The organism is Sphingobacterium sp. UBA2480, from assembly GCF_002341965.1.
In the GTDB taxonomy this organism is placed as follows: Bacteria; Bacteroidota; Bacteroidia; order Sphingobacteriales; family Sphingobacteriaceae; genus Sphingobacterium; species Sphingobacterium multivorum.
Window position 1 is genome coordinate 1,252,013 of sequence record NZ_DDPA01000007.1, and the last position, 11,322, is coordinate 1,263,334.

12 protein-coding genes are annotated in these 11,322 nt (G+C 38.5%); 11 read left to right on the forward strand and 1 reads right to left on the reverse strand.

Translation table 11 applies throughout. The features are described from left to right. Positions 1–19: 19 nt before the first annotated feature. The 7 genes from B3600_RS18490 to B3600_RS18520 all read left to right on the forward strand — a co-directional run bounded on the left by B3600_RS18490 (position 20) and on the right by B3600_RS18520 (position 5,428). Positions 20–910: a DMT family transporter gene (locus B3600_RS18490; protein WP_286726792.1), complete on the forward strand. Its 891-nt coding sequence runs from the start codon at positions 20–22 to the stop codon at positions 908–910. A 140-nt stretch (positions 911–1,050) separates the two neighbouring features. Next, entirely contained in the window at positions 1,051–1,653 is a 603-nt protein-coding gene (locus tag B3600_RS18495; protein WP_115049250.1) for a GrpB family protein, read from the forward strand. 108 nt (positions 1,654–1,761) lie between these two features. Beyond that, positions 1,762–2,190, forward strand: a complete 429-nt coding sequence (locus tag B3600_RS18500; protein ID WP_046672965.1) for a DinB family protein — start codon at positions 1,762–1,764, stop codon at positions 2,188–2,190. A 76-nt stretch (positions 2,191–2,266) separates the two neighbouring features. Then, positions 2,267–3,121 carry a GNAT family N-acetyltransferase gene (locus B3600_RS18505; RefSeq protein ID WP_115049247.1) on the forward strand — a complete coding sequence of 285 codons (855 nt, stop codon included), beginning with the start codon at positions 2,267–2,269 and terminating at the stop codon, positions 3,119–3,121. A 202-nt stretch (positions 3,122–3,323) separates the two neighbouring features. After that, positions 3,324–3,962, forward strand: a complete 639-nt coding sequence (locus tag B3600_RS18510; RefSeq protein ID WP_286753930.1) for a hypothetical protein — start codon at positions 3,324–3,326, stop codon at positions 3,960–3,962. A 174-nt stretch (positions 3,963–4,136) separates the two neighbouring features. Continuing rightward, positions 4,137–4,604, forward strand: coding sequence for an SRPBCC family protein (locus B3600_RS18515; RefSeq protein ID WP_286753931.1), 468 nt, complete (start codon positions 4,137–4,139; stop codon positions 4,602–4,604). A 53-nt stretch (positions 4,605–4,657) separates the two neighbouring features. Continuing rightward, positions 4,658–5,428 (forward strand): hypothetical protein, encoded by a 771-nt coding sequence (locus tag B3600_RS18520; RefSeq protein WP_286753932.1) that lies wholly within the window; start codon positions 4,658–4,660, stop codon positions 5,426–5,428. A gap of 77 nt (positions 5,429–5,505) precedes the next feature. Here B3600_RS18520 and B3600_RS18525 read toward each other — a convergent pair whose 3' ends face one another. Beyond that, positions 5,506–6,615 carry a serine hydrolase domain-containing protein gene (locus B3600_RS18525; RefSeq protein WP_286753933.1) on the reverse strand — a complete coding sequence of 370 codons (1,110 nt, stop codon included), beginning with the start codon at positions 6,613–6,615 and terminating at the stop codon, positions 5,506–5,508. 290 nt (positions 6,616–6,905) lie between these two features. On the opposite strand from B3600_RS18525, the gene B3600_RS18530 reads away from it, so the two are divergent. The 4 genes from B3600_RS18530 to B3600_RS18545 all read left to right on the forward strand — a co-directional run bounded on the left by B3600_RS18530 (position 6,906) and on the right by B3600_RS18545 (position 10,652). Beyond that, on the forward strand, positions 6,906–7,469 hold the full coding sequence (locus tag B3600_RS18530) for a dihydrofolate reductase family protein (RefSeq protein ID WP_286753934.1): 564 nt from the start codon (positions 6,906–6,908) through the stop codon (positions 7,467–7,469). 102 nt (positions 7,470–7,571) lie between these two features. Further along, a complete protein-coding gene (locus tag B3600_RS18535) occupies positions 7,572–8,870 on the forward strand; it encodes a spondin domain-containing protein (protein WP_286753935.1) in 1,299 nt (432 codons plus the stop codon). Between the two features lie 161 nt (positions 8,871–9,031). After that, entirely contained in the window at positions 9,032–9,733 is a 702-nt protein-coding gene (locus tag B3600_RS18540) for a peroxiredoxin-like family protein (protein ID WP_286753936.1), read from the forward strand. Between the two features lie 79 nt (positions 9,734–9,812). Beyond that, the gene (locus B3600_RS18545) at positions 9,813–10,652 is read left to right on the forward strand and encodes an AraC family transcriptional regulator (protein ID WP_112376251.1); all 840 of its coding nucleotides are present in this window, start codon (positions 9,813–9,815) and stop codon (positions 10,650–10,652) included. Positions 10,653–11,322: the final 670 nt, after the last annotated feature.

The following is an 11,322-nucleotide window of genomic DNA, read 5'->3' on the forward strand; positions in this document are numbered from 1 at the left end:
TTGTGTAAAAGATTGATACATGGCGCAATTAAGTATAAGTAAATTACAGGAAAATACAACAAGCGGTTGGTTAAATGGTTTTATTGGTGTGGTATTATTTAGCGGTTCGTTGCCGGCAACACGCATGGCCGTTTTAGCGTTTGACCCTGTATTTGTTACACTAGCAAGGGCTTCCATTGCAGGCATATTGGCACTGATAACATTGATGGTTTTTAAGGAAAAACGTCCAGAAAGAAAGCAATTGGGGTCGCTATGCATCGTGGCAATAGGATGTGTCGTTGGATTTCCCTTACTAAGCGCTTTGGCTCTGCAGCACATCACGTCCGCACATTCCATCGTTTTTATCGGTATTTTGCCCGTATCGACAGCTGTATTTGGTATTATACGCGGTGGCGAGCGTCCGAAGCCAATCTTTTGGCTGTTCTCTGCTTTAGGGAGTCTACTGGTGATCGGCTATGCGCTGGCACAAGGACTAACAGCCTCACCTTTAGGCGACGTTTTAATGATCTTATCGGTCATTCTCTGTGGTTTGGGCTATGCTGAAGGTGCAAAATTGACCAAGACGCTAGGGGGCTGGCAGGTCATTTCCTGGGCCTTGGTTTTGTCGCTGCCGTTGATGTTGCCACTTACCTTTGTCTACCTTCCATCGTCTTTTGACACTGTGCCTATCGGGGCCTGGGCCAGTTTAGCCTATGTGTCGATGTTCAGTATGTTTATTGGCTTTGTTTTTTGGTATAAAGGACTTGCCCAAGGTGGCACGGCGACCATCGGACAATTACAGTTACTCCAGCCTTTTTTCGGTCTGGCTTTAGCCGCCGGGCTTCTTCATGAACAAGTCGGTGTTGGCATGCTGGCCGTAACAGTTGCTGTTATTCTTTGTGTCGTTGGAACGAAGAGATTTGCCCGATAAATGCATTAGAAAAAAGAGAACTGGATTATAGGCTCTCTCGGAAAACGATAAATTTATTAACTTTAACTTTTAGGGTATCATTCGAGGCGTATTTGATCGAATGATGTGTATTTATCTTGTATTGGCAAAGAAAACAGCGTATGATTTTACCGTTTGAACCTTATAATCCGATATGGAAAGCGAATTTTGACAGTATTCAACATGAACTTTTTACGTTGTTGAAACCAATAAGGTCGAGGGTTGATCACATAGGCAGTACGGCCATTGAGGGATTGTCTGCCAAACCAATCATTGATATATTGATCGGTTTAGAGGAAGAAAACGATCTTGATCGCATTCCGCTCCTGTTGCGGGACAATTGCTATGTATATTATGAAAAATACAATGAGGATATGCCTTACAGACGTTTTTTTATCGCCCTGATTGATCGTCCTGAAGTATTAGGATTACCAGAGCAAATCGCACCTGGCGATGAAATTCCTGCACGATTGCATGACCATTCGTTACGAGTAGCACATATCCATAGCATACCCTTGCAATCAAAACACTGGTTGCGCCATATAGCCTTTCGCGATTACCTGCGTACGCACGACAATGTAAGAGATCGCTATCAGGCACTCAAAGAAAAATTGGTACTGCAGCAATGGAAAGATGGTAACGATTATAATGATGCGAAAGATGAATTTTTGAAAGAGCATGAAGCAAAAGCTGTGGAATGGTACAATAGTGGAATGGTACAATAAAGGTTGCGGAACAATAGAATCGTATTACAATGAGAACCTTGGACAAGCAGCGTGGATGCATCGGATTAAATTGGTAAGAAATTAAGGTTATACTAGCTAAATTTAGGTATGAATACATTATTGGAAGAATTTGAGCATATTATTCAGAAGTTTTCTTCGCAAATTTTGGAAATAAATGATGACGATTTTAATCGCAAATTAGAACCAGATAAATGGAGCAAAAAAGAGATTCTGGGTCATCTAGTCGATAGCGCTTTTGTTAATTACCAACGGTTTATAAGAGCTCAATTTGAAGAAAATCCAAAAATATACTATGATCAGGTAGCCTATTGTGCATCTGCAGGTTACCAACATGCTGAGACCGAGAAATTATGCAATCTATGGCGATCGGTAAACGAACAATTGTTGTTTTTGTTTAAGCAGGTAATTGCGAACAAATTGATTCAAAGGACTTGTAATGACCATAGCCTCGAATTTTTAATGCTTGACTATGTGGTGCATTTGAAGCATCACAGAAATCAGATTTTGTCCGAATGAAAAAATTTAGGAAAGGATAGCATGAGAGCTCTTTGTTCAGGCATCAGTAAATTTAATAGTCCATAAAAAATAAGGGATGGAGATACGGAAATTGAAAGCGGGAGATAGTGCTGACTTATTAAATGCAATTAATGGAGCTTTTGCCGACTATATTGTACCATTTCAGTTAGACGCATTGCAATTGGAGTCGAAGATCAGAGGCGAGGATATTTTAATGGACTTGTCAGTTGGTGTTTTTGACGGAATACAACTGGTAGCTTTTATCATGCATGGCATGCGAGAAATTGAGGGTAGTAAAGTGATCTACAATGCTGGTACAGGTGTTTTGCCCGCCTATCGGAACAGCGGATTAGTCGGTGAAATGTACAGATTTATGCAGCCATCCTTCAGAGAGTATCGCGTGAAAAAATTACTATTGGAAGTGATAGAAAGTAATCGACGTGCTATTCGGGTATATGAAAAAAATGGTTTTGTTAAAGGCCGTAGATTACTGTGCTTTGGAGGAGAACTTCATGTAAAGATGGGTGCTTTATCTGGCAGAACACAGCCTATCCGTATACAGTCTATCCATGACTTTTCTTGGGATATTTTGCAGTCTTTTTGGGATGTTGAACCCAGCTGGCAAAATAGAAGTGAGCGTAGTGAATTAATTCAGCTTAAAGGGTTGGGGGCATTTATTGGCTCCGATTTGGTGGGATATATCTTGTTCAATTCGTCCAATAGGCGGATCTACCAAATTGCGGTAGCACAGCAGCATAGGCGGAAAGGTATTGCAACACAGCTTTTATCCGAGCTGAAAGTATTTGTGTCCAGCGCAAAGGTACAAATTACTAACGTTGATGAAAAAGCCAAAAACTTGCAACTATTTCTACAAAGACAAGGCCTGGTCAACACAATCAACCAGATTGAAATGGTCAAGATGATTTTCTGATAATATCAATTAAAAATTAAAGTATTTCATTTACGATCAATAATTGTGAAAACAAATGTTGTTGTAAAAGTGTTGTTTAACAAAAGGTTAGATAGGATGTGCTATTAAACTGTCCATTATAATTCTATTTACTGGTGTAATTTTACCATCCCTCGGAAAAGACGCTCTTCAACAATTTAAACGACACTAATTTTTAAAACATATGAAATCGAAGTCATTTTTAATCGCAATTGTCTCAAGCTTATTGTTGTTGGCTTGTAGCACTTCAACAAGGATAACAGATATCTATAAAAATAGAGACCTTACTCCCAAACAATACCAAACAATATTCATTATTGCAATGACAAACCACGCTAAAGCAAAGGAGGTCATTGAATCCAATTTGGCAGAAGCAGCTTCCATGCATGGCTACAAGGCTATTAAAAGCAGCGACGTTTTTAGACGGACGTTTACCAAAGATGAAAGTCAAAACAAAGATTTAGTGATGAAAGCAGTACACAGTTTGAATGCAGATGCCATTTTCACTGTTACCCTGATCGACAAAGCCAGCGAGACCCGATATGTACCGGGAAATGGGCCTTATATGCCTTATCCGAGATTTGGTTGGTATGGTAATTTTTGGAGCTATTACTCCCATTGGTACCCAATTGCATACGATCCTGGTTATTACACGACGGATAAAATGTACTATCTGGAAAGCAATCTATATGATGTTAGCTCCGAACAACTGCTTTGGAGTGTACAGTCTGAAACGATCAACCCTTCCAGCTTAGCAGATTTTTCTAAAAGTTATACAAAGGCGCTCGTAAAAGCATTGGAAAAGGATATTGCTGCTAAATAGCCATTGATAAAAAGTATGCTTTAAAAGCTAGCTTCAATTTAAATAATGTATTTGTGTAAAAATATTCTTTATAACACCGATTCAGTACCTCGTAAAGGTGTTTTATGGTGTAATAATAAACTAAATTGCATTAATATTGTTATATTGGCAAGCAATAAAGTTAGCTCAAATCAGATGAGGTACAAATTATATAGAGAACAGCAATTGACCTGCGATATGGATACCGCATGGGCATTTTTTTCGTCACCCATGAATCTTTCAGAAATTACTCCAAAAGATATGGGTTTTGTAGTCACCTCAGACTGTGATCAACAAGAAATTTTTGAAGGAATGATCATCGATTATTTGGTATCTCCGATTCTTCGGTTTCCGCTGAAGTGGAAGACCAAAATAACGCAGGTGGAAAAGAATAAAAGTTTTACTAATTTCCAACTAAAGGGACCTTATGCCTATTGGAATCATTTTCATGAATTTATTCCAAACGAAAATGGGGTACTCATGAAAGACAGGGTTGACTATGAATTGCCTTTGGGGATTCTAGGCACAATTGTGCATGGAATTTTTGTTAAAAGGAAGTTGGAGCGAATCTTCGATTACCGTCATCAGGTTTTAGAAAAATTATTTAATCAAACTCAGAATTAGTGGTAACGAATCTATTGCAGTTCACGTGACCGAAAAGAAAGAAGTAGTCTACAATGAAGAAATTTTATCAAATAAGCAATGGAGTTGCTTTGGTCATCACTGTGATCATTAATTACCTATCCAATACGGGGATTTTTAATGGGGAGACCATGGCAACAATTTCTGCTAAATATCAAAATCTATTTACACCTGCGGGATATGCCTTTTCCATATGGGGTCTCATTTATTTGGGGTTGTTTGGATTTGTAATTTATTTTGGTCCTTTTGTCAGACAGACAAATGAAAAAGATAAAGTAGTTTTAAAAGTCGGATGGTGGTTCTTGATTTCTTGTCTAGCAAATAGTTTATGGGTCATTACCTGGTTGTATGACTATACCTTTTTAACTATTTTATTGATGGTCTTACTTTTTGTGTCGCTATTAAAGATAATTTACTATACACAAACTATTGCGTTTCATGCTGCACGCAGCAAGCGTATATTTCTTAAGATACCTTTTCAACTTTATGCAGGGTGGATTTCTGTCGCTTTGATTGCCAATATTGCAGCCTATCTGACGAAGATAGGCTGGGGAGGTTTTGGATTATCAGCTACCATGTGGGCTATTATCATGTTTTCAATTGCATTAATTCTTCACTTATTGATGATCTGGCAACGTCATTTGCCGGTATTTGGACTTGTCGCCGCATGGGCTTTAATAGCCATTGCAGCTGCTAATAAATTAGTTAATAGCACTGTATATGCAGCGGCTATAATGGCAGCCATTATTGTTTTGCTAAATGTAATTGTGTACTTTATTCAATATCGTAAGCGACAGCCTTTCTAGTCCTTACCTAATAAAGTGCATGATTCTGTTGGCAATCGAATTTTAAGCTTTCCATAGTAATGCAGCGAAGCCAACTATTATTTTATTGCTGATTTTGCAATCAATAGCTTTTGAAATTCTTTTCCGATAAATGGATTGATGACGTGCTGAAATCCTTTTTGCAATGTAAAGACAGTGATAGTCGCATCAGACTCCGGCGAATAGATCACATCTGTTCCCCACCAACCCCCATGATAGTAGGCGTTGAATCCCATGTCAAAATGATAAATTCCCAAACAATATTTAGATTTATCCGACGAAAGAACATAGGTATGCATCGCTTCTAGAAGCTTTTTATCCTGAATGATTTTCCCGTTAAATAGATATTGGAAAAACAGGGAAGTCTCTTTGGCTGTTGCTGCGATTCCGCCGCCTCCGTACAGATCCCAGGAAGGATCAATAGCATAAGAGTCCCAGTTGTATTTGTTAGCGTATTGATGGGCGAGTGGCAAGGTGCTTTCAGGATAATGCTCTAAGTTTATAAACCATGTCTTTGTAAGATTTAATTCTTTGTATTTCAGTAAATTTCGAATAGCTGTATAAAATGGCAGATGCGTTTTTTGCTCAATAATCTCGGTGAGGAGCAAATAATTAATATCAGCGTAACTAAACTTTTCCCCGACAGGCTGTGGGCTCCCGATATCGATGGATCTTTTGATCTGCTCGTCTTTTTTCCATTTATATTTAGGATGCTGATTGACGAATTCAAAATAAGCTTCATCTACATAATCTTGAATTCCCGAAGTATGTGACAGCAAGTTCTTTATAGTGATTCCCGCTAGATTATAGCCATCGCTTTCAAATAGGTGACGTGTTTTTTTTGATAATAAATTGGCAATCGGTTGATCAATAGAAAATTCACCTTTTTCTACCAATCTTAGCATTGCTGCAGCAACATAAGGTTTTGTGTTGCTAGCAATCAAAACAGGCTGTTGGTCTTCCAGCGCTTGGTTCGTGCTGGTATCTGCTACTCCTCTTGCATAACTCCAGGAAATATTGTGTTTCGGTGCTTCTACATGAACAATAATCCCGATTGCATCCTTATTTTTATCATAAATAGAATCTACTTTATGCTTAAAAACTGGCTGTAATTGAGCCCATCCGATTAATGGAATAAACATGGTATTTAATAACACGATTTTTTTCATATGTTCTTTTCTAAACGTGTATCTCAGATCCAGAAACTGTCTGAGCATTGCTAAGTATATTTCTTTACTACTTCACTAACAGACGCCACTGCACCTGCGAAAGCATTGATCCTACAGTAGGAGTAACGGATTTTGCTTCCTGTTGCGCTTGTGAAAATAAGAATTAAAATAATAATCTTGATGGTGAAAAATGTAAAATAGCACATCAGTTTTATTTCTTGTCGTATGCAAAGTCTTTTCAATATATAAAATGTTAGATTTATGGTGTAAAAGAAGCTTATCGTAAGGATATGAGAAAAGTAATTGCAGCATTCAATATGACCCTTGACGGGTTTTGTGATCATACAGCTGGCATTCCCGATGAGGAAATACATCTTCATTATACGCATCTATTAAATAACGCTGATGTCATTTTGTATGGTAGGATTACTTATCAGCTTATGGAATATTGGCGGCCTTTTGTGAAAAGTCCCTCAGGTGAAAAATCAATGGATGACTTTGCATTGGCTATCGATAAAATTCCAAAAGTTGTTTTTTCAAATAGCCTGAAAAATATAGACTGGGCAAGTGCAAAATTGGCCGATGGTATACTTAAAGATGAATTATTGAAATTGAAACAGCAATCCGGTAGGGATATTTTGGTTGGGAGTCGAAGTTTAATTGTACAGTTGTTGAATCTCAATTTGATCGACGAATTTCAACTGTGCATTTATCCAGTTGTTGTAGGACAGGGGCTTTCACTTTTTGAAAATATAATCCATAGAAAAGTTTTTAAATTGTTAAAAACAAAGCCTTTTTCTGGCGGATCAGTCCTCTTGTACTATCAATACAGTCCAACACCTACTTCCCTATAAACTATTCCATCGGGAAATATCGGCAACACAGCGGGAAATCCAGATACCTGCAGCTCCTCTGATGAAATTTACATTTGTAATGTAATTTAAAAAGAATTCATTATGAAATATAAACATTCAATTTTGTGGGCTATAGCAGCATTCCCCTCGCTAATTACCGCTTGCAAAAGAAATGATGCTATGCCATCGATGTCGGAGACGACCATCACGATAGAAAATGTATTGGATTCGAAACCATTGGTCGAGTCTGGTCGTTTTAAAAACAATGGTGCTTCGCCAGTGATTATGCCTGGTGAAGCAATTTCAATTAAGTTTTCTGCAGCCAAAGGACAAGCGCTTAGCTTTGCAACGATGTATGGTTGGTCGAATGATTTGTTTTTTGCTCCAGAAAATCCTGGCATAAAGCTGTATCAGGACAATGGAACTCCGGTTGAGGGCGATGTTTCGGTACAGATCAAATTATGGGATAATGGTACTCGTATCAATCAGAGCCCAGGCGCAGCTGTAATGCACCCGGGAACCACAGAAACTGCTCCAAAAGCTATTAGCGAAGTAAATGGAACCGATGCACAGGGCAATACTTATGCTGCAGCTTCTACTTTAATGAAGGCAACACTTCATTATGAAGGGAATTCCAATTTTACACTTATAATCACGAATACCTCTGGCGATACGAGCAATCCGACTCCCTTCAGTCCCGGAGTTTGGGCGATTTCATATATCGCAGGAGGCAAGCTGATAAATTCTAATCCATTATTTGAGGCAGGAAAACCAAGTGCAAATGGCATGACAAATATTGCGGAAATGGGAGACAATAGCGTTTTAGGAAATTATATCAATACACAAACAGGTATTTTTACACCATTATCTCCGGTTTTGGTGGTGTTGTATAAAGGCATCGAAAACCCGATATATAAAACCGGTGAAAATGACCTTGGAAAAGGACTGAAAGATTTAGCGCAAAAAGGTGATGCATCAGGCCTGGCGACTTATCTTAAAACACTCGCAGGTGTAAAAGCTGTTTATATCCTTCCGGCTGCTAGCTCAACTGTATTACTTCCTAAAATCGGAGCGCAGGCGGGAAGTAGCGTTTCGCAGCAGTTAAGTGTAGCAAGTGGAGACCGAATTGCCATTGCAAGCATGTATGGGCTTTCCAACGATTGGTTCTTCGCCACAAAAGATAATGGAATTGATGCAACAGTAAAAGGAGATGTATCCTATTCAATCGGATTGTTTGACAATGGGACAGCGATTAATCAGTTTCCCGGAGCCGGCAATGAGCAAGCAGGATTAGGCGGCACTCCTGCGACAGAACGTAAACCTGTTATAGAAGTGCCTAATCCAAATGGGTTCACCACACTGCCATCAATTTCCAGCATGATAAAAGTAACAATCAACTAATTTTTGAGTCCGGTTATACGTACGAAAATCTCATGGATATTATTGTCCTTACTGGAGACAGGACAATCAGCAACCTATTACATGCGGGGCTAAAGTATCGATTGAGTTTCCATGGGGAAAAAGTATAGATTCAGTTTAATAAGTAGTAAATGTGTTGTAAAATGAAAAATTATATAAAAACAAAATTAGCTGCGTTTATTGCGTTGCTGTTATTCACGACGTGCATCGCAGGCCTAGCCAATGCGCAAGAGCCTTCTCGCATGAGTAAAGCTGACGGCGTGATACATAAAATCGAAATGAAGCAATCACCTTATCATATTCCGCAAAATCCGGAAGACATCAGCCCGCTATTGTGTGGAGAAAAAATACCGATGGCCGTATTGTTTGACGTTTCCGGTAAACGATTTGATCTCAATAGGGCGATTTCCCAAAAACCGACCATTTTGGTTTTCTACCGCGGTGGCTGGTGTCCTTATTGTATCAGACAACTTTCGGGCTTACAAGAGGCCTTTTCAGGATTGGAGGAAATGGGGTATCAGTTGATTGCCATAAGCACAGACGAATCTGAAGGACTAATGGAAGCTGCAGCAAAAGAAAAATTAAGCTATACACTTTTATCGGATTCAGATCTTGCGCTGTCGAAACAAATGGGGATTGCATATAAAGCTCCAAAAGACTATTGGGAGATGCTTCCGAAAACAACTGGAGGTAAGGACAGCGAGTTATTGCTCCCAGTGCCATCAGTTTTTATAGTCGATCAAACGGGAACCATACACTTTGAATTTATCAATCCCGATTTCAAACAGAGATTGTCCTCCAATCTGCTGCTTGCAGCTGCAAGCAGCATTAAAGAAGACCTTTAAATTTCTAGTTTTTGGATAGTAGACTCTTAAGAAAATGATTAAATTTAAGCGAATTGAAATGCTGTAAGTAAACGACAACATGATTAGGGAGTATAATGATAACGTGACCGCTGCACGGTTTGTGATGCATAGTGACAACAACCAGTTTTCAGGTAGGGGACTTCGTAATGCGGGTTCTCTGCCTATCAACACATTTATCTACAACAAGGGCGGCGAACAGAAAGTGACGATCGATGAGATTAGCTATACGATGCCAGCAAGGTGTATACTTCCTTTGGTTTCCAATCAGCATTTTGTATTTGAGCAGCCCGATGCGCTGACTGCCTGGCAGTTTAATAGGGAGTTCTATTGTATCGTTGACCACGATGCTGAGGTCGGTTGTGTTGGTTTTCTGTTCTATGGTATTCGACATCCAATGTTCATTGTATTAAATGATACTGCTGTCGAAGAAATGTCTCATCTGGAGAATGTGTTTTCCAATGAGATGATGGTAAAAGATAATTTTCAGGGTGAAATGCTGCGCACCCTTCTTAAGAGAGTTATTATCAATACCACAAGAATTGCAAAGCTCCAAAGTGAAAGCTATCAGCTATTTCCCGACGAAAAAATGGATATTGTGAGAAAGTTTGCATTGCTACTGGAATGTAACTTTAAAGAGGAACATGAAGTCAGGTTCTATGCCGCTGCACTCAACAAATCACCAAAAACACTGAGCAATGTATTTGGGCTGTTGAAACAGTCAGCGCCATCTGTTCTTATCCGTAACCGAATAATTCTTGAGGCTAAAAGGTACCTCCATTATACCGAGAAGTCAGCGAAGGAAATAGCATACGAACTCGGTTTTGAAAGTCCTGCCCATTTTAGCCGGTTTTTCAAAAAGTACTCTGGAACAAATGTTTCAGCTTTTAAGAACCTTTGATCATAATTCAAGGCACGGGTTGCCGTTTAGAAAAAGACTGTATTGTATGGGAATTTGATTTTATACCTTTCAATGAATATGCGATTAAGGTTTCCTTATGAAAAATAAGTGAATTTGCTCCTAAAATAAAAAGTATGCCATTGGTAAGCTGGCGCTAGAAAACCTATTTGTATGTTACAGGACGGTGGGATTTGCTTTCATTGATACAGAAAATAAATAATGGCAGCACCATTGTATTAATTATAGGGCTTGAGTATTTTACGGATCAAAACGATTTTTCAAAAAATAGAGGATGACCTATATTGTTCAAGAATTGTTTAAGTATTTCATGTCCTGCAACCAGACTACAAATTTCGCCCCATAATTTTCTTTGTTTTCAACAATTTGGGGTGCTAACTTATGACCTATAAAATCTTTAAAAATACAAATCGATTCAATGGTAAAAAACTTAATATGTTTAAACTTTTTATTGACAATATCAGGATTGTAATGTTGAAGATTATTCCTTTTTAAAGAAGAAAGGAGATAATTATTATGAGATAACCTATCAGTCAAAGTTGGACGACATTGTTTTATTTTTTAGATTTCAATCTGTGTCAGGACATTGGTATCAAGCATATTATAGTTTTGAATGGAACTAGATAAATGATCATTTGGAAAGAGCAAATTA